Origin of the sequence: Mycobacterium sp. (assembly GCF_035653355.1) — a bacterium.
Taxonomy (GTDB): Bacteria; Actinomycetota; Actinomycetes; order Mycobacteriales; family Mycobacteriaceae; genus Mycobacterium.
Genome location: NZ_DASRBZ010000592.1, coordinates 1 through 26935, shown reverse-complemented (window position 1 = coordinate 26935; position 26935 = coordinate 1). Strand labels below are relative to the sequence as shown.

Annotated in this window: 28 protein-coding genes and 1 tRNA gene; 13 read left to right on the top strand and 16 right to left on the bottom strand. The window is 66.0% G+C overall.

The window, feature by feature from the left end; translation table 11 throughout:
• On the top strand, positions 1–1183 hold a 1183-nt coding region (locus VFA16_RS20525; RefSeq protein WP_324969592.1), incomplete at its 5' end, for an HNH endonuclease signature motif containing protein.
• 31 nt (positions 1184–1214) lie between these two features.
• Here VFA16_RS20525 and VFA16_RS20520 read toward each other — a convergent pair.
• The 9 genes from VFA16_RS20520 to ponA2 form a co-directional block, all read right to left on the bottom strand.
• Positions 1215–3017: a thiamine pyrophosphate-requiring protein gene (locus VFA16_RS20520; protein ID WP_324969591.1), complete on the bottom strand. Its 1803-nt coding sequence runs from the start codon at positions 3015–3017 to the stop codon at positions 1215–1217.
• A 331-nt stretch (positions 3018–3348) separates the two neighbouring features.
• Entirely contained in the window at positions 3349–3504 is a 156-nt protein-coding gene (locus tag VFA16_RS20515; RefSeq protein WP_324969590.1) for a hypothetical protein, read from the bottom strand.
• Positions 3505–3829: 325 nt separating this feature from the next.
• Positions 3830–3985 carry a hypothetical protein gene (locus VFA16_RS20510; RefSeq protein ID WP_324969589.1) on the bottom strand — a complete coding sequence of 52 codons (156 nt, stop codon included), beginning with the start codon at positions 3983–3985 and terminating at the stop codon, positions 3830–3832.
• A gap of 172 nt (positions 3986–4157) precedes the next feature.
• A complete protein-coding gene (locus VFA16_RS20505) occupies positions 4158–4700 on the bottom strand; it encodes a hypothetical protein (RefSeq protein ID WP_324969588.1) in 543 nt (180 codons plus the stop codon).
• Between the two features lie 45 nt (positions 4701–4745).
• Complete coding sequence (locus VFA16_RS20500) at positions 4746–4892, bottom strand: hypothetical protein (protein ID WP_324969587.1); 147 nt, start codon at positions 4890–4892, stop codon at positions 4746–4748.
• A gap of 126 nt (positions 4893–5018) precedes the next feature.
• Positions 5019–5092 (bottom strand) — tRNA-Pro (locus VFA16_RS20495).
• 342 nt (positions 5093–5434) lie between these two features.
• The gene (locus VFA16_RS20490; RefSeq protein WP_324969586.1) at positions 5435–6541 is read right to left on the bottom strand and encodes a PLP-dependent cysteine synthase family protein; all 1107 of its coding nucleotides are present in this window, start codon (positions 6539–6541) and stop codon (positions 5435–5437) included.
• Complete coding sequence (locus VFA16_RS20485; protein ID WP_324969585.1) at positions 6538–7488, bottom strand: metallophosphoesterase; 951 nt, start codon at positions 7486–7488, stop codon at positions 6538–6540. The genes VFA16_RS20490 and VFA16_RS20485 overlap by 4 nt, the downstream gene beginning before the upstream one ends.
• Before the next feature lie 54 nt (positions 7489–7542).
• The gene (gene ponA2, locus VFA16_RS20480; RefSeq protein WP_324969584.1) at positions 7543–9969 is read right to left on the bottom strand and encodes a transglycosylase/D,D-transpeptidase PonA2; all 2427 of its coding nucleotides are present in this window, start codon (positions 9967–9969) and stop codon (positions 7543–7545) included.
• A gap of 334 nt (positions 9970–10303) precedes the next feature.
• Between ponA2 and VFA16_RS20475 the strand changes: the two genes are divergently transcribed.
• Positions 10304–10654 carry a WhiB family transcriptional regulator gene (locus VFA16_RS20475; RefSeq protein WP_324969583.1) on the top strand — a complete coding sequence of 117 codons (351 nt, stop codon included), beginning with the start codon at positions 10304–10306 and terminating at the stop codon, positions 10652–10654.
• 19 nt (positions 10655–10673) lie between these two features.
• On the opposite strand, the gene VFA16_RS20470 is transcribed toward VFA16_RS20475, so the two are convergent.
• Together VFA16_RS20470 and VFA16_RS20465 are read right to left on the bottom strand one after the other, a co-directional pair.
• Positions 10674–11831, bottom strand: coding sequence for an ArsA family ATPase (locus VFA16_RS20470; protein ID WP_324969582.1), 1158 nt, complete (start codon positions 11829–11831; stop codon positions 10674–10676).
• Positions 11828–12850, bottom strand: coding sequence for an ArsA family ATPase (locus VFA16_RS20465; RefSeq protein ID WP_324969581.1), 1023 nt, complete (start codon positions 12848–12850; stop codon positions 11828–11830). The genes VFA16_RS20470 and VFA16_RS20465 overlap by 4 nt, the downstream gene beginning before the upstream one ends.
• A gap of 47 nt (positions 12851–12897) precedes the next feature.
• Here VFA16_RS20465 and VFA16_RS20460 point away from each other — a divergent pair, with 47 nt between their 5' ends.
• Genes VFA16_RS20460 through VFA16_RS20450 form a run of 3 tightly spaced genes read left to right on the top strand, consistent with a single transcriptional unit; the run spans position 12898 to position 14302 of the window.
• Positions 12898–13059, top strand: a complete 162-nt coding sequence (locus VFA16_RS20460; RefSeq protein ID WP_139797953.1) for a DUF4177 domain-containing protein — start codon at positions 12898–12900, stop codon at positions 13057–13059.
• Entirely contained in the window at positions 13056–13511 is a 456-nt protein-coding gene (locus VFA16_RS20455) for a RidA family protein (protein WP_324969580.1), read from the top strand. The genes VFA16_RS20460 and VFA16_RS20455 overlap by 4 nt, the downstream gene beginning before the upstream one ends.
• Positions 13508–14302 carry an MBL fold metallo-hydrolase gene (locus VFA16_RS20450; protein ID WP_324969579.1) on the top strand — a complete coding sequence of 265 codons (795 nt, stop codon included), beginning with the start codon at positions 13508–13510 and terminating at the stop codon, positions 14300–14302. The genes VFA16_RS20455 and VFA16_RS20450 overlap by 4 nt, the downstream gene beginning before the upstream one ends.
• A gap of 226 nt (positions 14303–14528) precedes the next feature.
• On the opposite strand, the gene crp is transcribed toward VFA16_RS20450, so the two are convergent.
• Positions 14529–15203 (bottom strand): cAMP-activated global transcriptional regulator CRP, encoded by a 675-nt coding sequence (gene crp / locus VFA16_RS20445; protein ID WP_083090133.1) that lies wholly within the window; start codon positions 15201–15203, stop codon positions 14529–14531.
• A 166-nt stretch (positions 15204–15369) separates the two neighbouring features.
• Positions 15370–15714, bottom strand: a complete 345-nt coding sequence (locus VFA16_RS20440; protein ID WP_324969594.1) for a hypothetical protein — start codon at positions 15712–15714, stop codon at positions 15370–15372.
• Between the two features lie 213 nt (positions 15715–15927).
• On the opposite strand from VFA16_RS20440, the gene nth reads away from it, so the two are divergent.
• From nth to marP, 4 genes are read left to right on the top strand one after another with little or no spacing between them, the layout of a single operon-like run.
• The gene (nth, locus tag VFA16_RS20435; protein ID WP_324969593.1) at positions 15928–16608 is read left to right on the top strand and encodes an endonuclease III; all 681 of its coding nucleotides are present in this window, start codon (positions 15928–15930) and stop codon (positions 16606–16608) included.
• Between the two features lie 11 nt (positions 16609–16619).
• Positions 16620–17282 (top strand): TlpA disulfide reductase family protein, encoded by a 663-nt coding sequence (locus tag VFA16_RS20430; RefSeq protein WP_324969578.1) that lies wholly within the window; start codon positions 16620–16622, stop codon positions 17280–17282.
• A gap of 4 nt (positions 17283–17286) precedes the next feature.
• Positions 17287–18069, top strand: a complete 783-nt coding sequence (locus tag VFA16_RS20425) for a CoA pyrophosphatase (protein ID WP_324969577.1) — start codon at positions 17287–17289, stop codon at positions 18067–18069.
• 5 nt (positions 18070–18074) lie between these two features.
• Positions 18075–19265 (top strand): acid resistance serine protease MarP, encoded by a 1191-nt coding sequence (gene marP / locus VFA16_RS20420; protein ID WP_324969576.1) that lies wholly within the window; start codon positions 18075–18077, stop codon positions 19263–19265.
• Here the strand turns inward: marP and VFA16_RS20415 are convergent.
• Both VFA16_RS20415 and VFA16_RS20410 read right to left on the bottom strand, forming a co-directional pair.
• Positions 19258–20223: an alpha/beta hydrolase gene (locus tag VFA16_RS20415; protein ID WP_324969575.1), complete on the bottom strand. Its 966-nt coding sequence runs from the start codon at positions 20221–20223 to the stop codon at positions 19258–19260. The two genes, marP and VFA16_RS20415, sit on opposite strands and share 8 nt — an antisense overlap.
• Complete coding sequence (locus tag VFA16_RS20410; RefSeq protein ID WP_414687777.1) at positions 20224–20766, bottom strand: phage holin family protein; 543 nt, start codon at positions 20764–20766, stop codon at positions 20224–20226.
• Between the two features lie 176 nt (positions 20767–20942).
• Between VFA16_RS20410 and VFA16_RS20405 the strand changes: the two genes are divergently transcribed.
• The gene (locus tag VFA16_RS20405; protein WP_324969573.1) at positions 20943–21656 is read left to right on the top strand and encodes a S1 family peptidase; all 714 of its coding nucleotides are present in this window, start codon (positions 20943–20945) and stop codon (positions 21654–21656) included.
• A 10-nt stretch (positions 21657–21666) separates the two neighbouring features.
• On the opposite strand, the gene acs is transcribed toward VFA16_RS20405, so the two are convergent.
• Complete coding sequence (gene acs / locus VFA16_RS20400) at positions 21667–23625, bottom strand: acetate--CoA ligase (protein ID WP_324969572.1); 1959 nt, start codon at positions 23623–23625, stop codon at positions 21667–21669.
• A 41-nt stretch (positions 23626–23666) separates the two neighbouring features.
• Between acs and VFA16_RS20395 the strand changes: the two genes are divergently transcribed.
• The 3 genes from VFA16_RS20395 to VFA16_RS20385 all read left to right on the top strand — a co-directional run.
• The gene (locus VFA16_RS20395; protein ID WP_324969571.1) at positions 23667–25271 is read left to right on the top strand and encodes an ABC transporter substrate-binding protein; all 1605 of its coding nucleotides are present in this window, start codon (positions 23667–23669) and stop codon (positions 25269–25271) included.
• 1 nt (position 25272) lies between these two features.
• Positions 25273–26199 (top strand): ABC transporter permease, encoded by a 927-nt coding sequence (locus VFA16_RS20390; protein ID WP_324969570.1) that lies wholly within the window; start codon positions 25273–25275, stop codon positions 26197–26199.
• A partial coding sequence (locus VFA16_RS20385) for an ABC transporter permease (protein ID WP_324969569.1) occupies positions 26192–26935 on the top strand: 744 nt, incomplete at its 3' end. The genes VFA16_RS20390 and VFA16_RS20385, both read left to right, overlap by 8 nt.

Sequence of the window (26935 nt, the reverse complement as noted above, 5' to 3'; positions counted from 1 at the left end):
GCTAATACTGCGCGAGCGGCTACCCAAACTGGGCCAGTGCCTGGTGGCCGGGAATATCAACTACCCGATGTTTAACACCATCGCTAATCGCACCGCGCTGATCACCGACGCCACAGCCATGGCGGCAGTGGATGCGCAGCTGGCGGTGCGCGCGCCGCGCTGGGCGGGGTTGAGCCGCTCCAGCTTGGCGATGCGGGTAGATGTGATCGTGGCCCGCCATGATCCGGACGCGGTGCGCCGCACGAAGAAAGAAGTCCAGGACCGCTATCTGGATGTGTGTGAATCGCAGCCGGGAATCGCCGAGGTGTATGGCAATGTGTTCGCCAGCACCGGGCGGGCGCTGGATCGGCGGTTGGATGACTTGGCGGGCACGGTGTGTGCCGCTGATCCGCGTACCCGCGCTCAGCGGCGCGCCGATGCGCTCGATGCGCTGGTGGCTGGCGCTGATCGGCTGGGGTGCACCTGCGGACGGCGCGATTGTGCGACGACCAAGGCTGATAATCGGCCCCAGACCACGGTGATTCATGTCGTCGCCGAGCAGGCGACCGTCGACGGGACGGGTAACACGCCAGGGTTTATGGCCGGCGCTGATGGGCTGATTCCGGCCGAGGTGATCGCCGAATTAGCCAAGTCCGCGCGGCTGTGTCCGGTGATGCATCCGCTGGACGCCGAACCGGAAGCCCGTTATGTGCCGTCGGCGAAGTTGGCGGAGTTCGTGCGGTGCCGGGATCTGACCTGCCGGGCACCGGGCTGCAATCAGCCCGCGGTGTTTTGCGATCTCGACCACACCGTCCCGTACGCCGATGGTGGTGCCACCCACGCCTCGAATTTGAAGGCTTTATGCCGAAAGCATCACTTGCTCAAGACTTTCTGGGGATGGCGCGACGAGCAGCTCGCTGATGGGACAGTAATTTGGCGGCTGCCGGATGGGCGCAGCTACGTCACTACGCCGGGCAGCGCTATCCTGTTTCCCGCGCTGACCGCACCGACAGGCGAGCTGCCCGAACCGGTGCCACTGCCCAAAGAGCGCTGTGGTGAGCGCACGGCGATGATCCCCACCCGACGGCGCACCCGCGCCCAAGAGCGATCACGACGAATCACCATGGAACGCAACCGCAACCGCGACGACCGCCTCGCCCGAGCCGCACCATTCAGTGACCCCGACGAAGCACCACCCTTCTAAGCGCAAATCGTCTGTGGTGCAAGGCTATAGCTCACGTGCGGCTCTTGTCGCGGTGTGGCAGGAACTCCTGAGCTTTGACCTTAATGCCTTCCTTGAGGATGCCGAACGCGTCCTGGTCGCCTTTAAGCACTGCCGTAGCAGCGTCTTTCATCTGATCGAAGGTTGCGTGCGGCGGCACCGGCGGGATGTTCGGATCGCAGTGCACGTCGAGCACCGTAGGACGGTCAGCCCGCAGCGCCTGATCCCATGCCGATGCAACCTGGCCGGGATCGGACAACGTCGCCGAGCCCAAGCCTAGGCTGGCGGCAAACCCCGCGTAGTCCACGCTCGGAAGCGTCTGCGACTCAGGGAATTTCGGCGCGCCACCCATGGCCCGCATCTCCCACGTCACCTGGTTGAGGTCGTTGTTGTGCAGCACAGCGACGATCAGCCGAGGATCGCTCCACTCCCTCCAGTAGTGCGCGATCGTGATCAGCTCCGCCATCCCGTTCATCTGCATCGCGCCGTCGCCGGCGAACACGATCACCGGTCGGTCGGGGTTGGCGAACTTGCCGCCGATGCCGTAGGGCACACCGGGGCCCATCGTGGCCAGGTTTCCCGACAGCGAACCGCGCATGTCGCCGCGGAACTTCAGTTGCCGCGCATACCAGTTCGCCGCCGAGCCGGAGTCGGCGGTAACGATGGCGTTGTCGGGCAGCTTCGGCGACAGCTCGGCGAACAGCTTCATCGGGTTGATCGGATCGGCCGACACGTCGGCTTCCATCGCCATGGTTTCCCACCAACGCTGCACATTCTTTTCGATCGTTTCCCGCCACGAACGGTCGGACTTGCGCTGGATCAGCGGTATCAGCGCGCGCAGCGTCGCCGCGGCGTCACCGACAAGGTTGACCTCGTTCGGGTACCGCATGCCGATCAGGGCGGGGTCGATGTCGATCTGCACGCCGCGCGCTTGGCCGAACGGTGGAAGGAACTGTGTGTAGGGGAAACTCGAGCCGACGGTGAGCAGGGTGTCGCAGTCGCGCATCAGCTCATAGCTGGGACGGGTGCCCAGCAGCCCGATCGAACCGGTCACCCACGGCAATTCATCGGATAGGACGTCCTTGCCCAGCAGCGGCTTGGCGACTCCGGCGCCGAGGAGCTCGGCGATCTCGGTGACCTCCTTGATGGCGCCGCGGGCGCCGCAGCCGACAAGCATGGCGACGCGTTCTCCAGCGTTGAGCACGTCGGCCGCCTTCTGCAGTCCCTGCTGCGAGGGCTCGACGTCCGGCCACTCAAACCCAAGGCTGGAAGGCACATATTTGAATTCGTGTGGCGGCGGCGAATACTCCAGCTCCTGCACGTCAGCGGGGATGATCACCGCGGTTACCGTGCGCCTGGTAAGCGCGGTGCGGATGGCACGGTCCAGCACGTTGGGCAGCTGCTCGGGCACCGTCACCATTTGGACGTAATCGCTGGCCACGTCCTTGTAGAGGCTGATGAGGTCGACTTCTTGCTGATAGGAGCCGCCCATCGCGCTGCGGTTGGTCTGGCCGACGATCGCGAGCACCGGTACTCGGTCGAGCTTGGCGTCGTAAAGGCCGTTGAGCAGATGGATCGCGCCAGGGCCCGATGTTGCGGCGCATACGCCGAGCTTGTTGCTGAACTTCGCGTAACCGACCGCCTCGAACGCGCACATTTCCTCGTGCCGGGCCTGCACGAACTTCGGTTTGTTCTCGGCGCGGCCCCAGGCCGCCAGCAGGCCGTTGATCCCGTCACCCGCGTACGCGAAAACCTTCTCGACTCCCCAATCACGCAGCCGTTCCAACACGTAGTCGGCAACCATGGCGCTTGCCATCGCACACCTCTTCCTCAGTCGCAGCCGGACATCCAGGAGAGGTATTACCCACCAGTTGGTGGTCTTAGACGGCGACTCGCGACCGACGGCGACTAGACAAGTTACGGTTCAGCCTTCTGCGCCCCCCACGACGTTCGCCGCGGATTACACTTTGCCGCATGGCCGCGTCATGGGCCTGGCGGCACCCTACCCTGGTTGACCTCGCCCAACGCCAGGAGGCGACTGCCGACTGGGAGGAAATGAATCGGGGCGGGCGACGGCTGGCCCGTCACCTCAGCGTGACGTGCTTCGCGCTGGGCGTCGTCGCTGGCATCACGGCCGCCTTGATCCCTCAGGTGACATCAGTGGCGGCAATGTCCACCGGCGTGCTTTTGATGACGTCGGTGTTGTGTGCCCGGGTCTGGTGGGGTGACCCGCCGTTGGACGATCCGCAGCCGCGACCCTCGGACGTGCTGGCTTTTACCGCCGAGGAGAACCGCTGCCTCATGGCATCCCAAGCGCCGGAACCGTTTAGGGCGGTTTCTGCGTGTCCCGGCTGCGGGGAAGCTACTGCTCATCTATTCCGTACGCCGGGTGAGGGCGACCCCGCATGGGCGGCCATAATCCGGCAGTGTGCCGTGTGCCAGAGGGAATGGGCGCAAGGCTAAACCATTGCAGCCCTTGGTAATAGCTCAGGAATGTGGACGGGCCACAATGGCGTGGTACCGCGATGTCTGGACCGCGCCGGCTATTTGTGCGGCTGGTGTCCAACCCCCCGAAGTTTTGCTACACCCTTGGGCGAGGGGAAGATCTTTGCCAAAGCAGGAATGGATTTAGCTGACCATTCTGGTCTCAGCTTGTTTTACTGCGGCGAGCATGCGTTCACTGAGATCGAGGCATTCCCACTCACCGACGCCCCCATTCAGGGAGAACCCGATCTGACGCACCTGAACGGCGAATTCGCGTAGATCATCACAGAGCTGTTTCATTGCACCCTTCTTAGCCCCATTTCTTGAGACACTTGCGCCACCATAAGACACCGAATTACGCGTAGTCCAGGCGGTGCCAGACGCCAGCTGCCCGTGCGGTCAAGGGCTCGCCGCCAGTGGGCATCTGCAGCACTTGGCGATCGGCTCCGTGTGGGCAAGTCAGCCATCATGATTATCGGCGTTGGCCATGCCAGAAACCAGTTTCCGATGGCGGGGGATTCTCCGCATAGGCGCAAAGGTGATGGGTGCCTGCCGATTCTCGGGCGCGCGATTTGATCTCTTGGTAGAGCATCTGTGCGAAGGTAAGCAGAACGTCGACGTCGGTTGTGGCGACCGTTATCTGTTGAGCTTCGGTGTTTTGCGCATCTTCAACGGCTGCGGTTAGCCTCGAATAGGCTGCCGCCACAATAGGCAGGTTTGGATTGCTACTTGGGGTCCGATGAGATTCGTCCTCGCCGCACGCTTTGCCAGCGGCGAGTAGTGCGCTCGCCAGCTCGCGGGCGTCGTTGGGAGTGAGCGCAACGTCGACGCCTGCCTCCTCAGCGTCGGCACCGGCCGCCAAAAGGATGCTGGCGTATTTGCCCCATAGAGTAGGTAGCCGCCGCGATTGGCGCAGGGCGGCCTGCGTGTCGCTGGTGCTCATTGCTGAACCAGCATGCTCAGCCGTACCGGCAATCGTGTCATGTCTCATCGCAAGCCTGTCGCCTTCCACCACGGACGCCAACCGTTCGCACTCGGTTAGGGTCTCGATTGCCGGGTCCTAGCCGACCCGTACGCGATGTGCTAGCCGTTCATCGAGCAATTCGTCGACGAGACGACTAGTCGACTCCATACCGTGCTCGCGGATTGAGCGGCGCACGGCGGCCAGTAGTCGTAGTTCTGAGTCGATGGCATCTCGGTCGCGCATGACGCTGAGCGTGATGGATTGAACTCGGCCGTGCAACCGACCTCCGTCGCCCGAGCCGGTTTTGTTACCGCCCCGTGCCCCCGCCGTGCCCACAATTTCTACAGTCCGCCGCGTTCGTCGAGAGGGTCGGGGTGGCGGGATTTGAACCCACGGCCTCTTCGTCCCGAACGAAGCGCGCTACCAAGCTGCGCCACACCCCGCATGAAGCCACGACAGACTATCGCACCGGCCCGTCGGCTGGCCAAACCGCGACGTGAAGTCGGTTCGGCCCGGCAAGCGACGGGTACCCGACTTCAGTTGGTATTCCTGGCGTGCCCCAGCTCACACCGGGTAGCGGCTGGCGATATGCCCCACAATTCGGCGTGGAACAGGGGTTCTGTCGGTGGTGTTGAGCAGACTAATTAAGCAAAGCAGTGTCGACGCATGGGAAGCGAGAAGGTCATGACCGTCTTGGGCGCCGTGGTATTCGGTGGCTTGCTCGGGCTTGCGGTGCTGTGGTTGTTGGTGACGGCACCTGAGAGCGAAGTCGACGATGTATGGGATCAATCCCAGCGGCAGGAGCGTTCGAACTTCGACAGCGTCGCCGCGGGCTCAGTCGGGTCGAGGCCCTGCGCGGTAACCCACTCGTCGCAGAAGTAAGTGTCGGTGTAGCGGTCCCCGCTGTCCGCGAGCAGCGTGACCACCGAACCACTGCGCCCTTTGCCGACCATCTCAGCAAGTAAACCGAAAGCGCCCCACAGATTCGTTCCCGTCGACGCGCCGACCCGGCGGCCCAAAATCACGCTGGCATGGCGGGCGGCCGCGATCGACGCGGCATCCGGCACCGAGACCATCCGGTCGACCACTCCCGGCAGAAACGACGGCTCGACGCGCGGGCGCCCGATCCCCTCAATGCGCGACGAGCCGGTGACCACGGCGTCATAGCGGCATTCGGCGTAGGCAGGAAAGAACGCCGAATTCTCCGGGTCGACGACGCACAGCCGAGTGGCGTGGCGCCGGTAGCGGATGTAACGGCCGATCGTCGCGCTGGTGCCCCCGGTGCCCGCCCCGACCACGATCCAATCCGGGACGGGATGTTGTTCCTCCCGCATCTGGACAAAGATGGACTCGGCGATGTTGTTGTTGCCCCGCCAGTCGGTGGCGCGCTCGGCATTAGTGAACTGATCGAGATAATGACCGCCGGTGTCGTTTGCGACGCGTTCCGCCTCGGCATAGATCTGGCTGGCGTGCTCGACGAAATGGCAACGCCCGCCTTCTGATTCGATCAAGGCTACTTTTGCAGCGCTGGTCGACGCCGGCATCACCGCGATGAACGGCAAGCCCAGCAGCGCCGCGAAGTACGCCTCCGACACCGCCGTGGAGCCTGACGACGCCTCGACCACAGTAGTGTTCTCGCCGATCCACCCGTTGCACAGCGCGTAGAGGAACAGCGACCGCGCCAACCGGTGTTTGAGGCTGCCGGTGATGTGCGTGGTCTCGTCTTTGAGATACAGCGTGACATCGACGTCGCCAGCCCAGGCCGTCGGCAGCGGATACCGCAGCAGGTGGGTGTCGGCACTACGACGGGCGTCGGCCTCGATCAGCCGGATCGCGTTGTCGGTCCAGTCGCGTGACCCGCCGCGAACCGCGACACGGGTCTGTTGCGTCAATGCACCGAAGCGGTCGGCTGCGAGCGGCCGCGCGTGCGACTCGAGTCGCGACCGCCCGTCGGCGTCGCAATCAACGTCAGCAGCGTGGCTTCCGGCCGGCAGCAGAACCGCAGCGGCGCATACGGCGAGGTACCGATCCCCGCCGACACATGCAGCCGCATGCTCGCACCCCAGCGCGACGGTCCTTTCACCCGGGACCGGTCCAGACCACAGTTGGTGACGACAGCCCCGTAGAACGGCAGGCACACCTGCCCGCCGTGCGTATGCCCGGCCATCACCAGCTGGTAGCCGTCCGCGGCGAAGCGGTCCAGGACACGCGGCTCCGGCGAATGAGTCAGCCCCAGCCGCAGATTCGCCGCCGGGCTGGCCGGACCGGCGATCGTGTCGTAGCGGTCGCGGTCGATGTGCGGGTCGTCAACCCCGGCGGCCGCGATATGCAGGCCCGCCGCCTCGAACTCGCGGCGGTTGTGGGTGAGGTCGAGCCAGCCGCGCTCGGTGAACGCCGCCCGCAAATCCTGCCAGGGCAGCGGCTCGCCGTGGATGCGATGGCCCGGGTTGGTCAGGTAGTTCAGCGGGTTCTTCGGCCGCGGCCCGAAGTAGTCGTTGCTGCCGAACACGAACACGCCCGGCAGCGACAGCAGGTCGCCCAGCGTTTGGACGACCGCGGGCACCGCCTTGGGGTGCGCCAGGTTGTCGCCGGTGTTGACCACCAGATCAGGCTCCCAGGCGGCCAGTTCACGCAGCCACGCCTGCTTGCGGCGCTGGTGGGGCCGCATGTGGATGTCGCTGATGTGCAGCACCCGCAGCGGCGACGAGCCGGGCGTCAACACCGGCATGGTCAACTCACGCAGGACGAACGCGTTGCGCTCGATGATCGATCCATAACCTACGCCGGCGACGGCCGAGCCGAGCGCGACGGCGCCGGTGGTTTTCCAAGCGGCAGGCATGCAGGCAGCCTACTGCCGTTCGCCAATTGCCAGCGCGCCAAGCGCCCCCTAAGGCTATGGCGGTGGCGGCGGCTCGGCCGGCGGCGGCGGTCCCAGTAGCGGGATGGTGATCGGCGGCAAGCCCGGTATCTCCACGGTTGTGGAGCCGACTGGAGCGGGCCCGTTTTCCGGCGGAGGCGGGGCCGGCGGGATGCCGTTGCTGGTCTGAATGGTGATCACCGAACCGGGGATGGTCTGCCCGCTCGGCGACGTGCCCACCACTTCGCCGTACTTTGCACTGCTGTTGATGGGGGTCGGCTGGTCCGCGACCTGGAACCCGGCCTCTTTCAGACGCTGGCGTGCCTCATCCACGTCAAGACCCGCGACACTCGGCACCCGCGAGCCGGGACCGCCGTCGACGTAGTGGGGATCGATCGGTGGAAGTTTCACGTCGCCGAATTTCGTGGCGATCGGCTTCATCGCGGTGAACCAGGTGCGGGCCGGCTCGTTACCACCGAACAGATCACCGTTGCCACAGCGTCGCAGCGGGAAGGAGCACAGGTCCGACGGCGAGCTGGAATCGTCGTAGATGTAGTTGGCCGCCGCGTACTGGTTCGTGAAGCCGACGAAGCCCGACGACCGGTGGGCCTCGGTGGTGCCGGTCTTGCCGGACATCGGCAGGTTCCAGCCCGCCGCCGCGGCTGAACCCGCCGCCGTGCCCCCGCCCTGGCTGTCCTTGCTCATCGCGTTGGCCAGCGTGTTGGCCAGCCCCTCGGGCACCACCTGATCGCAGGGCTCGGTGTTGACGGCGACCTCATTGCCGTCGCGGTCGATGAGCTTGTCGATCGGGTTCGGCGGGCACCAGACCCCGCCCGACGCCAGCGTCGCGGCGACGTTGGACAGTTCCAAGGCGTTGAGCTCGAACGGGCCCAGGGTGAACGAGCCGATGTTCTGCCGCTTGATGAAGTCGGCGAGGCTTTCGTTGCTGTCGGGATCGTAGTCGCGGGCGGTGCCCGGGTCGGCGTAGGAGCGCAGCCCGAGCCGAACCGCCATGTCCACCGCGCGTGGCACCCCGATCATCGAGATCAGCTTGGCGAACGCGGTGTTCGGCGAGGTGGCGAGCGCGTCGGTCACGTTCATCGAGCCCCGGTAACTGCCGGCGTTGACCACACACCAGGTTTCCTTCGGGCAGCCCTTGGCGCCGCCGCTTCCCATGCCCTTGGCCTGGAACCTGCCCGGGACCTCGAGCTGGGTGTTGATGCCCATGCCCATCTCCATCGCGGCGGCGGTGGTGAAGATCTTGAAGATCGATCCGGCGCCGTCGCCGACGAGCGAGAACGGCTGGGGCCGCATGGTTTCACCGGCGTCGGTGTTGAGCCCGTATCTGCGGTTGCTGGCCATAGCCAGCACTTTGTGCGAGTTCTTCCCCGGTCTGATCACGCTCATCACGCTGGCGATGCCATCCAGATCTGGGCTGGCGATGCTGTCGATCGCCTGCTTGACCGGCGCCTGCACGTCGGGGTCCAGCGTGGTGCGAATCAGATAGCCACCCCTGGCGACTTGCTCCTTGCTGATCCCGGCCCGCGCCAGATACGCCTGCACGTAGTCACAGAAGAAGGCGCGATCGCCGGCCGCGATGCAGCCCCTGGGCAGCTCGTTGGGTTGCGGCAAGATCCCCAGCGGCTGCGCTTTGGCGGCGCGCAGCGCGTCAGCCTCTTGCGGCAGGTTCTCGATCATGGTGTCCAGCACCAGGTTTCGACGGGCCAGCGCGCCTTCTGGGTTGGTGTACGGGTTCAGTGCGCTCGTGGACTGCACCAGCCCGGCCAGCAGCGCCGCCTGCTGCCAGTTCAGCTCCGAGGCGTTGACACCGAAATACGTCTGGGCGGCGTCCTGGACGCCGAATGCTCCATTGCCGAACGAGACCAGGTTCAGATACCGGGTCAAGATCTCCGGCTTGGAGAACGTCTTGTCCAACGTCAGCGCCATCCGGATCTCGCGGAGCTTGCGCGCCGGCGTGGTTTCCACGGCCGCGCGCTTCTCGGCGTCGGTCTGGGCGAGCACCAACAACTGGTAGTTCTTCACGTACTGCTGCTCGATCGTCGAGCCACCGCGGGTGTCGACGTCGCCGGACGCATAACCTGCCAGCCCGGTGAGCGTGCCCTTCCAGTCCACACCGTTGTGTTCGGCAAACCGCTTGTCCTCGATCGAGACGATTGCCAGCTTCATCGTGTTGGCGATTTTGTCGCTGGGCACCTCGAACCGCCGCTGCGAGTACAGCCACGCGATGGTGTTGCCCTTCGCGTCCACCATGGTGGTCACCGCGGGCACATCGCCCTGGACGAGCTGGGCGGAGCCGTTGGCGACGACCTCGGAAGCCCGGTTGGACATCAGGCCGATGCCGCCGGCGATCGGGAATAGCAGCGCCGCGACGACGACGGCGGCCAGCAGACAGCATCCGGCCAGCTTGAGGACCGTGATGCCGGTCGAAGGGCGCTCCGACATGGGTACTACAGTAGCGACGGTTCCGGGTAAGCCCGCCAGCAGCGGCTCAGGGCCGGGGTGCCGACGGCCTCGGCGATATTGTCACCCGGCCGCACGGGTCGGCTCAAGATCGGCGCGTCCACGTGCCATTCCGGCCTTCTTCATGATCGGACGGCACGACCGTCCCAAAAAAGGTGATATTGAACTGTTGCGCAAATGGGACCTGACCACCTAACTTAGACACACGGTGAGATACAGGTAACACCGACGTACATAGTGTGGCGTAGATCGCACTCTGGCCGCACCAGGTGGTGGGGGTCGTCAAGGAGCGGCGGCCTGAGGGAAGGGAGCGCTGGTGTCAGCTACTCGGTCCGCTGCGCGCAAAACGAGCACAGCACCCGCACATAACACTGTCCGCACTGATGCCGAGTCCCGTATCGCCTGGGTATCCAAGGCTTTATGTCGCGCGGCCGACCCGGACGAACTATTTGTCCGTGGCGCCGCCCAGCGCAAGGCGGCGGTGATCTGCCGCCATTGCCCGGTGATGTTGGAGTGCGGGGCCGACGCCCTGGACAACCGCGTCGAGTTCGGGGTCTGGGGCGGGATGACCGAACGCCAGCGCCGCGCCCTCCTGAAGCAACACCCCGAGGTGGTGTCGTGGGCAGAATTCTTCGCCGCCCAGCGCAAGCACCGCAACGCTGGCTAAGTCAGTTCCCACAGCCTCGCTAGCCGGCGGTGGCCCGGCCCGCGTCATTACCGACCGAAGTCATCTGGTCAGCGAGTGCCCGTAGCGCCTCGAGGTCCGAGACCTCGAACGGCAGCGACGGCACCCCGATGATCGGCACGTGCGGATGGGCACCGGTGAATCGCGACAGCAACCGGATCTCCCGTTTGGCGATCAGGGCCCGCTCAGCGTGGATGCGCAGCACCGCGGTGGCCAACGCCGTCGAGTCGTCGGGTTCGGCTGCCTCCAACATTTCGGTGCCGTCGACAGCGCGTTCGGCCGGTAGTGCACTCAACATCGGGTGCGTGCGGTTCAAGATGAGCCCGGCTAGCGGCATCTGTTCCCGCGACAGCCGGTCGACGAAGAACGCCGCTTCACGCAGCGCATCCGGTTCCGCCGCCGACACCACCACGAACTGGGTGCCCCGCCGCTTCAGCAGCGCGTAGGTGCGGTCCGCCTTCTCCCGAAAGCCACCGAAGGTTGCATCCAAGGATTGAACGAAAGCCGCTGCGTCCGAAAGCATCTGGGAACCGAGGATGGTGGACATGGCTTTTATCGCAAGGCCGACCACCCCGGTGACCAGTCTGCCGATCCCCCGGCCTGGTGCCAGCAGCAGCCGCCACAGTCGGCTATCCATGAAGCTGCCCAACCGTTTTGGCGCATCCAGGAAGTCAAGCGCATTGCGCGACGGGGGAGTGTCGACCACCACCAGGTCCCACCGGTCCTGGCTCAACAGCTGACCGAGTTTCTCCATCGCCATGTACTCCTGGGTCCCGGCAAGCGACGTGGCGACGGTCTGATAGAACTGGTTGTCCAGAATCCCTTGTGCCCGTTCAGGTCCGGAATACTGGACCACCATCTCGTCGAAGGTGCGGCGCATGTCGAGCATCATCGCGTACAGCTCACCGGGCACCTCTGGGGCCAGCGGAACACGTTGCGGCGCATTGCCAAGATCCTGGATCCCAAGCGCCTGTGCCAATCGCTTGGCGGGATCGATGGTCAGCACCACCACGGTGCGCCCGTACTCCGCTGCCCGCAGCGCCATCGACGCGGCGGTGGTGGTCTTGCCAACACCGCCGGCGCCACAGCAGACGACAACCCGGTTGGTGGTATCCGCCAGGATGGCGCCGATGTCCAAGGTGGGTGGCTTAGCGCTCATCGAACCCCCTGTCTGGCAAGGCTTTCCGACAGCTCGTACAGACTGCCGAGATCGACCCCGTCGGTGATGGTGGGCAACTCCAACCGCGGGACGTTGAGTTCGTCGAGCTGCTCTGCGCTCTCGGCGCGCGCTGTGATCCGGATGGCGTGCTGGATGGTCTCGGTGAGCAAGCCCGCGAAGTCGGCGTCGTTGAGGTGGATTCCCGCCCTGGCCAAACCGGCCCGCACCGCGTCGGCGTCAATAACGCCCTCGGCGGCCTTGGCCAGGTCGTCGGGCTCGAGGTAGGCCGGAATGTTGCGGTTGACGATCACGCTGCCGATGGGCAAATTCAGCTGGCTCAGTTCGTCGATCGCTTCCAACGTTTCCTGTATCGGCAGCGCCTCAAGCAATGTGACCAGATGGATCGCGGTCTGATCGGAGTGCAGCAGCCGCACCACGCCCTCGCTTTGCGAATACACCGGGCCGCCTTTGGCGAGATCGGCGACGGCCTTGGTGACGTCGAGGAATCGCGCGATGCGCCCAGTGGGCGGCGAGTCGACGACCACCGCGTCATAGACGGGTTGGCGATTCTTGTCGACCCGAACCACCGACTCCTTGATCTTTCCGGTGAGCAGCACGTCGCGCAGACCCGGCGCGATCGTCGTGGCGAACTCGATGGCCCCGATGCGTCGCATCGCCCGGCCGGCGATGCCGAGGTTGTAGAACATGTCGAGGTATTCCAGGAACGCGGCCTCGATGTCGATGGCGAGCGCGTTGACTTGGCCGCCGTGTTCGGCGGTCGCGATCTTGACTTCCTCGTAGGGCAGCGGCGGAACGTCGAACAGTTGCGCAATCCCTTGGCGCCCTTCGACTTCCACCAGAAGCACCTTGCGCCCGCCGGATGCGAGCGTCAACGCCAGCGCCGCAGCGATCGTCGACTTGCCCGTACCACCCTTACCGGTCACGAAGTGCAAACGCGCTTTCTCCAGCCGCGATGGCCAGCCGAGTGAACGCCCGCCGCTTGGTGTGCTCCCCACCACCGCATGCTAGCCCGAGGTGACCGCAACCCGACCGATAAGCTCGATCTATGACGCAACCGACCGCATGGGAGTACGTCACCGTTCCACTGTTGACACACGCCACCAAACAAATCCTCGACCAATGGGGCGCCGACGGGTGGGAGCTGGTTTCCGTGCTGCCCGGGCCGACCGGCGAGCAGCATGTCGCCTATCTGAAGCGGCCTAAGTGACCGCCTCCGCCCGGCTTGAAGAGCTCGGCATCACGCTCCCAGAAGTGGCGCGGCCACTGGCTTCATACGTCCCGGCCGTGCGCACCGGCCACCTGGTCTTCACAGCAGGCCAGCTGCCGATGCAGGCCGGAAAACTGGCAGGCAGCGGCAAGGTCGGCAGCCAGGTCAGCCCCGAGCAAGCCAATGCGCTGGCACGGATGTGCGCGCTCAACGCGCTGGCGGCAATACATTCGCTGGTCGGCATCGACGCGGTGACCCGGGTGGTCAAGCTGGTCGGCTTCGTCGCATCGGCGCCCGGATTCCATGGCCAACCCGGCGTGGTCAACGGGGCTTCAGAGCTGCTGTGCGAAGTGTTCGGCGATAACGGGGCACATGCGCGCTCGGCGGTCGGCGTATCGGAGCTGCCGCTGGACGCGCCGGTGGAAATCGAGTTGGTCGTCGAGGTCGGGTGACGGCGGTGGCCGACGAGGCGCTGACCCATCCCGCGTACGGCCGGCTGCGGCCGGTCACCGCGACGGCGTCGGTGCTGCTGGCCGACAATCCCGGATTGCTGACGCTGGAGGGCACCAATACCTGGGTGCTGCGCGGTCCGGGCAGCGACGAGTTGGTGATCGTCGATCCCGGTCCCGACGACGACGAGCACATTGCCCGGGTCGCCGCGCTGGGTCGCATCCCGCTGGTGCTGATCAGCCATCGGCACGGTGACCACATCGACGGCATCGACAAGCTGGTCGACGCGACCGGCGCGGTGGTGCGTGCGGTGGGCAGTGGATTTTTGCGCGGGCTCGGCGGGCACTTGACCGACGGGGACGTGATCGATGCCGCCGGGCTGACGATCACCGTGCTGGCCACGCCGGGCCATACCGCCGATTCGCTGTCGTTCGTGCTCGACGACGCCGTGCTGACCGGTGACACCGTGCTGGGCCGTGGCACCACCGTCATCGACACCGAAGACGGCGACCTGGGTGACTATCTCGAGTCGTTGCGTCGGCTGCAGGGCCTGGGCCGGCGTACCGTGCTGCCCGGCCACGGCCCGGAACTGCCCGACTTGGCGTCCGTTGCATCGGAATACCTGGCGCACCGCGAACAGCGACTGGACCAGGTCCGCTCTGCGCTAGCCGATCTCGGCGACGACGCCAGCGCACGTCAGATCGTCGAACACGTATATACGGACGTCAGCGAAGAACTCTGGGACGCCGCCGAGTGGTCGGTGCAGGCTCAGCTAAATTATCTGCGCCGCTGAGATTGCGCGTAGGGCTGTGAACTCGCCGAAATCACGACCCTGGATGCAATCTCGCGCGCGCTTACCTCGCGCCGGGGCTGGATGCTCGCTCGGTTGCGCCCGCGCTACGCGCGCGCTTACCTCGCGCCGGGGCTGGATGCTCGCTCGGTTGCGCCCGCGCTACGCGCGCGCTTACCTCGCGCTGGGGCTGGATGCTCGCTCGGTTGCGCCCGCGCTACGCGCGCGCTTACCTCGCTCGGCGAGCAAGCCGTTCTGAGTCGGAGATCAGCACGCTCTTGCCCTCCAGGCGAATCCAGCCGCGGTGGGCGAAATCGGCCAGTGCCTTGTTCACGGTCTCGCGGGACGCGCCCACCAGCTGGGCGATCTCCTCCTGCGTCAGGTCGTGGGTGACCCGCATCGCCCCGCCTTCCTGGGTTCCGAACCGTTGGGCCAGCTGCAGCAGCTGCTTGGCGACGCGGCCCGGCACATCGGTGAAGATCAGGTCGGCCAGGTTGTTGTTGGTGCGGCGCAGCCGTCGGGCCAGCACCCGCAGCAGCTGCTCGGCGATCTCGGGGCGATCGGCGATCCACGACCGCAGCGCGTCGCGGTCCATCGACACCGCCCGCACCTCGGTAATGGTGGTCGCGCTGGACGTCCGCGGCCCAGGGTCGAAGATCGACAATTCGCCGAACATGTCCGACGGGCCCATGATCGTCAGCAGATTCTCCCGGCCGTCGGGTGAGCGTCGGCCGATTTTCACCTTTCCGGAAATAATGATGTACAGCCGATCGCCCGGCTCCCCTTCCGCGAAAATCGTGTGTCCGCGGGGGAAGTCGACGGGCTGTAATTGTTTGGTCAGCGCGGCGACGGCGCTGGGTTCGACCCCCTGGAAGATTCCGGCCCTCGCCAGGATCTCGTCCACGTTGCCCCTTAAGCTCTTTTCAATGTCATTGGCGGTCTTTGGCACCAATCGAGTACCTGGCTTCGCCTCGCGCCGCTAACGGCCCGCATTGTCGCCAGGCTGGCCAACCTCTAACCGGTTAATGAGGTTAAGTCTAAAGGTAGGCCATTTGTTCGACGTGCCAACGCTACACAGGATTGGCATGCCGAGTCGGACTAAATTGCGGATTGGCTCGCGAATGGCGATGCCGGTGCGTGGGCAAGCCCGGATCGTCGGCGATAGCGAACGCCGCCCGGTAGAAGGGGTCGGCGTAGTGCTTGTTTCGGCTCACTGATGCAACCGGTGCCTCGCCGATGTGCTCGCCGAGGCGACGATGCATGTGGTTCAACGCCTCCGGCATGCCTTCTCGGGCCAAGGTGCTCACGTCGTCGGGCTCGGCCTGGTCGAGAAAGTCAGCGACGTCCTTCGCGGTCACGGTGTCGTTGGCCAAGCTTGCTTCGAGCCGGCCCAGCCCGAACGTCGCCAGCATCATCAACGCCGGGACAAAAGCCACGAGCAACCAAGACACAAGGTGCAAGTAAACACGGCGAAGATCTCAGTGAGATTACAAATCAGTACTCTGTCGAAGGTGACCGCGGGTAAGAGTTCTCGGCGCTCCGCCCCAGCAGCAGCCGTACCGGCCGCCGCCTCGGACCGGCGCTGGGCCTCGGAGAGCCGCACCGCGTTGGTGCGACGGGCTCGCCGAATGAATCGCAAACTGGCAGAAGCGTTTCCGCACGTGTACTGCGAATTGGATTTCAGCACACCGCTTGAGCTCACGGTGGCAACGATCTTGTCCGCGCAGAGCACCGACAAGCGGGTGAACCTGACGACCCCAGCGCTGTTCGCCAAGTACCGATCCGCGCTGGACTACGCGCAGGCAGACCGCGAAGAACTGGAAAACCTCATCCGCCCCACTGGTTTCTACCGCAACAAGGCGTCCTCGCTGATCCGCCTCGGCCAAGAGCTGGTCGAGCGGTTCGACGGCGAGGTTCCGGCCACCATGGAGGAACTGGTCTCGCTGCCGGGCATCGGCCGTAAAACCGCCAACGTGATCCTGGGCAACGCGTTCGGCGTCCCGGGGATCACCGTCGACACCCACTTCCTGCGGCTGGTGCGGCGGTGGCGCTGGACCTCGGAGACAGACCCGGTCAAGGTGGAGCACGCCGTCGGCGCGCTCATCGAACGCAGCGAATGGACCGACCTGAGTCACCGGGTGATCTTTCACGGCCGCCGGGTGTGCCACGCCCGCAAACCGGCGTGCGGAGTGTGCGTGCTGGCCAAGGACTGCCCGTCCTATGGGACCGGTCCCACCGAGCCGCCGGTAGCGGCCGCGCTGGTGCAAGGCCCCGAGAAGGAGCATCTGTTGGCGCTCGCCGGCCTGTAGACCCGGCCGTGATGAGCGCGCTTGCCGGCCGCAGCACCCGCTGGACCATCGCGATCCTGGCGGTGGTGGTCGTGCTGATCGCAGCGCTGGTGCTCGCACTGCGCCACAGCTCGTCGCATCCCGGGGGCTCCTGGCCGGCCTCCGGACCGTCGAGCGCCGGCCGCGAACACCGTGACGCCGACACCGCCGCGGCGCTGGCCGGGCCTCGTCAGCGCGCCGCTCTGCCGCCCTGCCCGACCGGCACCGGCGATCCCGGACCGGTCACGTTGCACGGGGTGGTGGTGGAATGCGCGGCGGACGGCACCGCCGTCGAGGCCGCGCGAGCGCTGACCGGACGCCGGATCGTGCTGAACCTGTGGGCGTACTGGTGCGGTCCCTGCGCAACCGAATTGCCTGCGATGGCCGAATACCAACGCCGAGTCGGGTCCGCTGTGACCGTGGTGACCGTGCATCAGGACGAGAACGAGACTGCCGCCTTGCTGCGGTTGACTGAGCTGGGTGTGCGGCTGCCGACTTTGCAGGACGGCCGCCGCCGGGTCGCCGCCGCGCTGCGAGTCCCGAACGTGATGCCCGCGACGGTGGTACTGCGCCCGGACGGTAGCGTTGCGCAGACGTTGCCGCGAGCTTTCTCCAGTGCCGACGAGATCGCGGCGGCGGTCGGAGTTCAGCCCTGACGTTATGAGGGAGGCGCCGGTGAGCGCAGCGGTTTCGCTGACGCCTGACGTCGGCCCTGCCTGGCTGCGCCCGCTAGTCGACAACATCGGTCACGTTCCCGCCGCGGCTCGCCGCCGCCTGCCGGCCGACGTGCTGGCGATGGTGACCGCCGCCAAAGCGACGGCGAAGCTGCGCGGCGACGGCCGCGACGCGGCGGTGCTGGTGCTGTTCTCCGGACCAGAGTGGGGACCGGCCGACGGCGGTGTGCCCGACGAGGCCGACCTGCTGTTGACGGTGCGCGCCTCGACGTTGCGCCACCACGCGGGCCAGGCGGCATTCCCCGGCGGCGCATCCGATCCCGACGACGACGGGCCGGTGGCGACCGCCCTGCGGGAAGCGCGCGAAGAGACCGGTATCGACACCAGCCGGCTTCACCCGCTTGCGACGATGGAGCGAACCTTCATCGCACCGTCGGGCTTCCACGTCGTGCCGGTGCTGGCCTACTCAACCGACCCGGGCCCGGTGGCCGTGGTGAACGAGGCCGAAACCGCGGTCGTGGCACGGGTTCCGGTGCGCGCCTTCATCAACCCGGCCAATCGGCTGATGGTGTATCGCAGTTCGTTGCACCGCCGCTTCGCCGGACCGGCGTTTCTGTTGAACGAGATGCTGGTATGGGGATTCACTGGCCAAGTGATTTCGGCGATGCTCGACGTGGCCGGCTGGGCGAAACCCTGGGACACGACCAATATGCGGGAGCTGGACGAGGCGATGGCGTTGGTCGGCGGTGACGACGGGCCGTCGCGATGAACTCGATGACGCCGTCGCAGTGGCTGGATATCGCCGTACTGGCGGTCGCCTTCATCGCCGCCGTCTCCGGCTGGCGCTCAGGTGCGTTGGGCTCGCTGCTGTCGTTCGTCGGCGTGATGCTGGGCGCGGTCGCCGGTGTGCTGCTGGCCCCGCACATCGTTACCCATATCAGCGCCCCGCGGGCGAAGCTGTTCGCCGCGCTGTTTTTGATCCTGGCCTTGGTCGTGGTCGGCGAGGTGGCCGGTGTGGTGCTGGGCCGCGCGGTGCGCGGCGCGATCCGCAGCCGCTCGATCCGGTTCTTCGACTCGGTCGTGGGAGTGGCCCTGCAGCTGGTAGTCGTGCTGGTCGCGGCCTGGCTGCTGGCCACACCGCTGACCCAGTCGAAGGACCAGCCCGCGCTGGCCGCCGCTGTGCGCGGTTCGCGGGTGCTGGCTCAGGTCAACCAGGTCGCCCCCAACTGGCTCAAAACGGTGCCCAAGCGGATGTCGTCGCTGCTGAACACCTCCGGGCTGCCCGCGGTGCTGGAACCGTTCAGCCGCACCCCCGTCGTCGCGGTCGCGACACCGGACGCCGCACTGACCAACAACCCGGTGGTCGCGGCCACCCAGCCCAGTGTGGTCAAGGTGCGCGCCATCGCCCCGAGTTGCCAGAAAGTGTTGGAGGGCAGCGGATTTGTGCTATCTCCGCAGCGAGTGATGACCAATGCACACGTGGTGGCCGGCGCCAACAATGTCACCGTCGCCGCCAGCGGCACCCCGTATGACGCCACCGTGGTGTCCTACGACCCGTCGGTCGACATCGCCATCCTCGCCGTGCCCAACCTCCCCGCTGGGCCCCTGGCGTTCGCCGACGGCCCGGCGAAAACCGGTACCGACGCGGTCGTGATGGGTTATCCCGGCGGCGGGGACTTCGTGCCAACCCCGGCTAGGATCCGGGAAATCATCGAGCTCAGCGGTCCCGACATCTACCGCAACGCGACAGTCACCCGCGAGGTGTACACGATCAGAGCCAATGTGGAGCAAGGGAATTCGGGTGGACCGCTGATTGACCTCAACGGCAACGTGCTCGGCGTCGTTTTCGGCGCCGCTGTCGACGACCCAGACACCGGTTTTGTGTTGACGGCCAAAGAGGTGGCAGGTCAACTGGCCAGAATCGGCGACACCCAGGCCGTGGGCACCGGCGCCTGCGTCACCTGAGCCGGGGTCCGTGCACCTGCTCGAGAAACCGCATCAGGTGCCGGTTGACTACCTCCGGCGCCTCTTCATGGCCGAAATGCCCGACGCTGCCGACGGATACGTAACGGCCATGCGGCGCGTAGCGCTGTGTGCGTTCCACCGAGTCGGCCAGCACGTAGGGATCGGCGTCGCCGCGCAAGTGCAGTACCGGGATGCCCAGTTGCCGGCTCATCGACCTCATGAACCGCCTCCCCTCGTCGCGCAGCTGGCTGCGCACTGCCCAACGCTGGTATTCCAGCGCCGAGTGTGCCGCCGAGGGAATCTGGATCGCCAGCCGCAGATGGCCGATGGTCTCGGAGAAGTCCTCGGAGGCAAGCCATTTCGCGCAGGCACGGCTGCGCACCAGCCGTTCCACTTCGTCGCCGTTGTGCCGGGTCAGCGCACGCTCCGGCCAGATCGGCACCTGGTAGCGCAGCAGACTAGGCAGCAGGGCACGAGCCTGATCTCGCTGTGTCAGAGCCGATTTGCGCAGCGCCGCCGGATGCGGTGAGCTGACCACCGCGATGGCATGCACCAGCCGTGGATGAAGCATGGAGGTCGCCCAGCAGACCAGCCCGCCGTCAGCGTGACCGACCAGTGTCGCCGAGGAATGCCCGAGCGCGCGGATCAGCCCCGCGGTGTCGCCGGCGAGCGTCCAGCCGTCATAGCCGCGAGGCGGCTTGTCGCTGCCACCGTAGCCACGCAGGTCGACCGCGACAATGCGAGCTCCGCTCAGCCCGCGCAGCTGATGACGCCAAGACCACCAGAACGAGGCGAACCCGTGCAGCAGGATGACCAGCGGCCGCGCTGACGGCGGCGTGGTCGAGTCGTGGCCGGCTGCGGTTGCCTCGACGACGTGGAACCGGATGCCGTTGGCATGCACATCCAGATGGCGCCATGGCCCGTCGATACGGGTTACCGACGGATCCGGTGGCGCCATCTACCAACCTGAGGGATCGGCGGGCGTCCCGCCTTGGGGCGTACTCAGCGCCCGGGGTTCAGCTTTCTCGTGGCCGGGGGTAAAAGCGGTGCGCGTTTCCTTCACAGATTCGATCGTCTGGCGCGGCCCGCGGATGCGGCGGACCTTGAGGTAACCCAACAGCGCGAGCACTGCGGTGACGAAGACCATGACGCCGAACACGATCAGGTAGGAAACCCATCGCCACAGCCAGGTGTTGAGCAGCTCGGCAACAAAGAAGAAGAAAAAGAACGTCGAGTAGAACAGCACCACCAGCGCCGAGATGAAGAAGACGCTACCGGTGAGGCCTTTTTTGACGTCGCGCGTGATCTCGGCCCGGGCAAGCGCGACCTCAGCGCGAACCAGCGTCGATACCTGGGCTGTCGCCTCTTTGACCAGGTTGCCGATCGACGGCTCGCCGGCCGAGGCGTGTGGATCCGTCAAGGGAATCGTGGTCAGCGTGCTCGGCACCCCACCCTTGCGCTGACCATCGGTCCCGGAATTCTTACGATCGCCCTTGCTCACACGCGGTCCTCCCGGTTCGCTGCTGTCGCGGTTCATGTTGCCATGCGGTGCAATATCAGACGAGCCCAGTCGGCCAGCGCATGAGAACACGCAGTCGGCACGGTGCGCGTGGCGGTCACGCTAGACTGACGCAGCGTTCGGGATTCGGGCCCGGACTCATCGACGGGAGTGTTGCTTTGCAGAGCGCGCACCGCCGTATCGGGGCGGCGATGGTGGCCATGGTCCTGCTAGTGATGGCCGGCCCGGCCGCGACTAGCCAGGCTGCGGACGAGAAGGTTCCGCTCGGCGGGGGCGCGGGCATCGTCGTCAACGGCGACTCAACGTGCACGCTGACCAGCATCGGTACCGACAACACCGGCGCGCTGACCGGTTTCACCTCCGCGCACTGCGGTGGGCCCGGCGCCGTGGTCGCCGTGGAGGCGGCGCAGGATCGCGGCACGGTGGGCACCATGGTGGCCGGCAACGACAGCCTCGACTACGCGGTCATCCGGTTCGACCCCGCGAAGGTGACCCCGGTAGCGAACTTCAACAACTTTCCGGTCAACGGCATCGGACCGGATCCGGCGGCTGGCCAGGTCGTCTGCAAAGACGGCCGCACCACCGGCGAGTCGTGCGGTGTCACCTTCGGGCCGGGCCAAGACCCTGGCACCCTCGTGGCCCAGCTATGCGGTCAGCCTGGCGACTCAGGGGGACCGGTCACGGCCAACGGCATGCTGGTCGGGATGATCCACGGCGCTTTCAGCGAAAACTTGCCGGGCTGCATCACCAAATACATTCCGCTGCACACCCCGGCCGTCGTGGTGTCGATCAACGCGGTGCTGGCCGATCTTGCCGCCAAGGGCCGGCCCGGCGCGGGTTTCGTCCCGGTCGGGACCGGTTCGGCTACATAGGTACCCGGCGTTATTTGGCGGCGCGGATCGCGTCGAACACGCCCGGGTCGAGCAGCGTCGAAGTGTCACCGAGCTCCCGGTTTTCGGCGATGTCGCGCAGCAGCCGCCGCATGATCTTGCCGCTGCGGGTCTTCGGCAGCTCGGGCACCACGTGGATTTCGCGCGGCCGGGCGATCGGCGAGATCTCGCGAGCCACCTGGGCGCTCAGCTCGTCGATGATCTCTTCACCCACTTCCTCGGGTTGGTCAGCCTGCAACACGACGAACGCGCAGATGGCCTGGCCTGTGGTGTCGTCGGTGGCGCCGACCACCGCGGCCTCGGCTACCCCCGAGTGGCCGACCAGCGCCGACTCGACCTCAGCGGTGGAGATCCGGTGCCCGGACACGTTCATCACGTCATCGATGCGGCCCACCACCCAGATGGCGCCGTCGGCGTCGTAACGGGCGCTGTCGCCGGCGAAATACCAGCCTTGGTCGGCGAACCGGGACCAATAGGTTTCGCGGTAGCGGTCCGGGTCGCCCCAGATGCCGCGCAGCATGGCCGGCCACGGCTGGTCCACCACCAGGTAGCCGGTGACATGCTCACCTTCGTCGGGACCGGGCTCGAGTTGCTTGCCCTGATCGTCGACGATCTTGGCCGAGATCCCGGGCAGCGGCCGCATCGCCGAACCGGGTTTGGCCGCAGCGATGCCGGGAAGCGGCGAGATCATGGCCGCCCCGGTCTCGGTCTGCCACCAGGTGTCCACCACCGGGGTTCGGCCGCCGCCCATGACGTTGCGATACCAGCGCCACGCCTCGGGGTTGATCGGTTCACCGACCGACCCCAGCAGCCGCAGGCTGGACAGGTCATGGGCGTCGGGAATTTCGCGGCCCCACTTCATGAAGGTTCGGATCAGCGTAGGTGCTGCGTAATAGATTGTGACGCCGTATTTTTCGATGATCTCGAAATGCCGGTGTTGGTTGGGAGTGTCGGGTGTGCCTTCGTAGATGACTTGCGAAACGCCGTTGGAAAGCGGGCCGTAGACGCTGTAGGTGTGCCCGGTGACCCAGCCGATATCGGCGGTGCACCAGAACACGTCGGTCTCCGGCTTGATGTCGAAGACGGCGTAGTGCGTGTACGAGCTCTGGGCGAGAAACCCCCCGCTCGTGTGCATGATGCCCTTGGGCTTGCCGGTGGTGCCCGATGTGTACAGCAAAAACAGCGGCTGCTCGGCGTCGAACGGCTCCGGGGTGTGCTCAGGTGCCGCGGCGTCTACGACGTCGTGCCACCACAGGTCGCGGCCCTCGGTCCACGGCACGTCAATCCCGGTGCGCCGCACCACCAGCACGTGCTCGATGGGGCTATCGGGCTGCCCAACCGCTTCGTCAGCGGATTCTTTCAGCGGTGCCGGTTTGCCGCGGCGGAACTGGCCGTCGGCGGTGATCAGAAGCTTGGCTTCCGCATCAGCAATCCGCGCCTGCAACGCCTTGGCGGTGAAGCCCGCGAACACGACGCTGTGCATGATTCCCAACCGCGCGCAGGCCAGCATCGCGACAATCGCCTCGGGAATCATCGGCATGTAGATCGCGACCCGATCACCGGCCACCAGGCCGAGATCCGTGAGCGCGTTGGCGGCTTTGCCCACCTCAGTGAGCAAGTCGGAATAGGTGAGTGTGCGGCTGTCGCCGACCGGCTCGCCTTGCCAGTGGATCGCGACGCGGTCGCCGTGACCGGCCTCGACGTGGCGGTCGACGCAGTTGTAGGCGACGTTGAGCTTTCCGCCGATGAACCACTTGGCGAACGGGGTCTGCGACCAGTCCAGCACTTGCTCGAACGGCGTCGCCCAGGACAGACGGTTGGCTTGCTTGGCCCAAAACGCCAGTCGGTCTTCCTCGGCTTCGCGGTAGACGTCGTCGGTCACGTTGGCCTGCTCGGCGAACTCCGGGGGCGGCGGATACGACGACGTTGACGGGGCGTGCGTCTCGGTCACGTTTCGAGCCTAATCGGGTCGAGGGTTCTAGGGTCGGCCTCATGGTGCATCCGATCCGGGTGGCGGCGGTCATCGCTGCCGGGCTGCTTGCGGCCGCGGTCACCGGCTGCACCGGCGGCGGGGTCAACCCTGACACGGTCGTCGTCAACGGCGCCGAACCGCAGAATCCGCTGATCCCGACCAACACCAACGACAGCAACGGCGGCCGCATCCTCGATCGGCTGTTCGCCGGCCTGATGTCCTATGACGCCAAAGGTGCACCGTCGCTGGAGGTCGCGCAGTCGATCGAGACCACCGACAACGTCAACTACCGGATCCTCCTCAAAGCGGGGTGGACGTTTTCCGACGGATCACCGGTGACCGCGCACTCGTTCGTCGACGCCTGGAATTACGGCGCGCTGGCGACCAATGCCCAACTGCAGCAAAGCTTCTTCAGCCCCATCGCCGGCTTCGACGAGCTGGCCGCGCCGAAGCCGACTACCGCCACCATGTCGGGCCTCAAGGTGGTCAACGATCGCGAATTCACCGTGCGGCTCAAGGCGCCAGCCATCGATTTCGAACTGCGACTGGGGTTTTCGCCGTTCTACCCGCTGCCGGCCGCCGCGTTCAAGGACATGGCCGCGTTCGGGCAGCACCCGATCGGCAATGGCCCGTATAAGCTCGCCGCGGACGACACCTGGCAGCACAACGTCAAAATCGACCTGGTGCCCAATCCCGGTTACCACGGCAACCGCGCACCGCAGAACAAAGGCCTGCGGTTCACGTTCTACGCCAACCTCGACACCGCCTACGCCGATCTACTGTCGGCCAATCTCGATGTGCTGGACACAATTCCAACCAGTGTGCTGCCCGTCTACCGCAAAGACCTCGGTGACCGCGCCGTCACCGCGCCCGCAGCGGTCAACCAGACCCTCGACACGCCGCTGCGGCTGCCGCACATCGGTGGCGAAGAAGGCCGATTGCGCCGGCTCGCGTTGTCGGCCGCGATCAACCGCCCCCAGATTTGCCGGCAGATCTTCGCCGGATCACGCGCGCCCGCCCGCGAATTCACCGCCAGCTCACTGCCCGGATACGACCCGAACATCGAAGGCAACGAGGCACTGGACTTCAATCCCGACCGCGCGCGGCGACTCTGGGCGGAGGCCGACGCGATCTCCAAATGGAGCGGCCGCTACGCGATCGCCTACAACGCCGACGGCAGCCACCAGGAATGGGTCGATGCGGTGGCCAACAGCATCAAGAACAACTTGGGCATCGATGCGGTCGGCGCGCCGCAGCCCACGTTCGCCGGGTTCCGCACCCAGATCACCGGCCACAGCATCACCACCGCGTTTCGCGCCGGCTGGCAGGGCGACTACCCATCGATGCTGGAATTCCTTGCGCCGCTATTCGTCACGAAAGCCAGCGCCAACGACGTCGGGTACTCCAACTCCGATTTCGACGCGGCGCTGGCCATGGCCGATGCTGCGCCCAGCCTGCCGGAATCGTACGCGCTGGCCAACCATGCCCAGCGAATCCTCTTGCACGACATGCCCGTCGTGCCGCTGTGGTACACCATCACCGTGGCCGGGCACTCGCCTGCGGTGAGCAACGTGAACCTCACCTGGAACGGGCTGCCCGACTACGAGCGCATCCTCAAGAGCTGACATGGGCTGGTATATCGTCCGCCGCATCGCGGTGATGGTCCCCGTTTTCCTCGGGGCCACCCTGCTCATCTACGGCATGGTTTTCCTGCTGCCCGGCGATCCGGTGGCCGCGTTGGGCGGGGACCGGCCGTTGAGTCCCGCGGTGGCCGCACAGCTGCGCGCCCAATACCACCTCGACGACCCGTTCTGGCTGCAGTACGTGCACTACCTCGGCGGCATCCTGCGCGGCGACTTCGGCCGCGCCTACTCCGGGTTACCCGTCAGCGTTGTTATGGCCCAAGCTTTCCCGGTGACGATTCGGCTGGCAATGATCGCGCTGGCGGTCGAGGCGGTCCTCGGCATCGGGTTCGGCGTGATCGCCGGTTTACGTCAGGGCGGCATCTTCGACGCCGGGGTGCTGATCGCGAGCCCGGTCATCATCGCGGTACCGATCTTCGTGCTGGGCTTCCTGGCTCAGTTCGTCTTCGGTGTCCGGCTCGGGATCGCCCCGGTCACGGTGGGAGATCAGGCGACGTTCACCCGTCTACTGCTGCCCGGCATCGTGCTCGGTTCGGTGTCGTTTGCCTACGTGGTCCGGTTGACCCGATCGGCGGTCGGCGCCAATGCCCATGCCGACCATGTGCGCACCGCGGCGGCCAAGGGGCTCTCGCGTCCGCGAGTCGTCGTCGTGCACATTCTGCGCAACTCGCTGATTCCGGTCGTGACCTTTCTCGGCGCGGATCTCGGCGCGCTGATGGGCGGAGCGATCGTGACCGAGGGCATCTTCAACATCCACGGCGTCGGCGGTGTGCTCTATCAGGCGGTCACCCGTCAGGAGGCGCCGACCGTGGTGTCGATCGTGACGGTGCTCGTCGTCGTCTACCTTGTCACCAATCTGCTGGTGGACCTGCTCTATGCGGCGTTGGACCCCCGGATCCGCTATGGCTGAACACGTTGCCAGCCATGGCTTTTGGCGTGGCACCTGGCACGGTCTACGCCGACGCCCGAAGTTCCTCGCCGCCGCCGCGCTGATCGTCCTCATCGCGGCGGTCGCTGCGTTCCCGTGGCTGTTCACCAGCATCGATCCCACCTACGCCGATCCCAACCAGAGCCTGCTGGACCCCTCGGCGGCGCACTGGTTCGGCACGGACCTGCAAGGCCACGACATCTACGCCCGCACCATCTACGGAGCACGGGCTTCCGTCACCGTCGGCTTGGGCGCCACCGTCGCGGTGTTCGTTGTCGGCGGCGCGCTGGGCGCGCTGGCCGGTTTCTACGGCGGCTGGATCGACGCGGCGGTGTCGCGGGTCGCCGATGTCTTTTTCGGGATACCACTGCTGCTGGCCGCCATCGTGCTCATGCAGGTCATGCACCATCGAACGGTGTGGACGGTGATCGCGATCCTGGCCTTGTTCGGCTGGCCTCAGATCGCCCGCATTGCCCGCAGCGCGGTCATCGAGGTGCGAGCCAGCGACTATGTGCTGGCCGCGCAGGCCATGGGACTCAGCAGGTTTCGGATCTTGGCGCGCCACGCGCTGCCCAACGCCATCGGCCCGGTGATCGCGGTCTCCACCATCGCGCTCGGCTTGTTCATCGTCACCGAGGCCACGCTGTCGTATCTCGGCGTCGGATTGCCGCCCTCGGTGGTGTCCTGGGGCGGTGACATCAACGTCGACCAGATCCGG

Excerpts from the sequence above, each read along its gene's own strand:
- VFA16_RS20520 (WP_324969591.1), bottom strand. The coding sequence starts at position 3,017 with ATGGCAAGCGCCATGGTTGCCGACTACGTGTTGGAACGGCTGCGTGAT.
- nth (WP_324969593.1), top strand. The coding sequence starts at position 15,928 with ATGAATCGCAAACTGGCAGAAGCGTTTCCGCACGTGTACTGCGAATTG.
- VFA16_RS20440 (WP_324969594.1), bottom strand. The coding sequence starts at position 15,714 with ATGATGCTGGCGACGTTCGGGCTGGGCCGGCTCGAAGCAAGCTTGGCC.
- VFA16_RS20515 (WP_324969590.1), bottom strand. The coding sequence starts at position 3,504 with ATGAGGCAGCGGTTCTCCTCGGCGGTAAAAGCCAGCACGTCCGAGGGT.
- VFA16_RS20485 (WP_324969585.1), bottom strand. The coding sequence starts at position 7,488 with ATGCCTGCCGCTTGGAAAACCACCGGCGCCGTCGCGCTCGGCTCGGCC.
- VFA16_RS20470 (WP_324969582.1), bottom strand. The coding sequence starts at position 11,831 with ATGAGCGCTAAGCCACCCACCTTGGACATCGGCGCCATCCTGGCGGAT.
- VFA16_RS20425 (WP_324969577.1), top strand. The coding sequence starts at position 17,287 with ATGAGGGAGGCGCCGGTGAGCGCAGCGGTTTCGCTGACGCCTGACGTC.
- ponA2 (WP_324969584.1), bottom strand. The coding sequence starts at position 9,969 with ATGTCGGAGCGCCCTTCGACCGGCATCACGGTCCTCAAGCTGGCCGGA.
- marP (WP_324969576.1), top strand. The coding sequence starts at position 18,075 with ATGACGCCGTCGCAGTGGCTGGATATCGCCGTACTGGCGGTCGCCTTC.
- VFA16_RS20430 (WP_324969578.1), top strand. The coding sequence starts at position 16,620 with ATGAGCGCGCTTGCCGGCCGCAGCACCCGCTGGACCATCGCGATCCTG.
- VFA16_RS20500 (WP_324969587.1), bottom strand. The coding sequence starts at position 4,892 with ATGCGCGACCGAGATGCCATCGACTCAGAACTACGACTACTGGCCGCC.
- VFA16_RS20395 (WP_324969571.1), top strand. The coding sequence starts at position 23,667 with ATGGTGCATCCGATCCGGGTGGCGGCGGTCATCGCTGCCGGGCTGCTT.
- VFA16_RS20510 (WP_324969589.1), bottom strand. The coding sequence starts at position 3,985 with ATGAAACAGCTCTGTGATGATCTACGCGAATTCGCCGTTCAGGTGCGT.
- VFA16_RS20390 (WP_324969570.1), top strand. The coding sequence starts at position 25,273 with ATGGGCTGGTATATCGTCCGCCGCATCGCGGTGATGGTCCCCGTTTTC.
- VFA16_RS20460 (WP_139797953.1), top strand. The coding sequence starts at position 12,898 with ATGACGCAACCGACCGCATGGGAGTACGTCACCGTTCCACTGTTGACA.
- VFA16_RS20415 (WP_324969575.1), bottom strand. The coding sequence starts at position 20,223 with ATGGCGCCACCGGATCCGTCGGTAACCCGTATCGACGGGCCATGGCGC.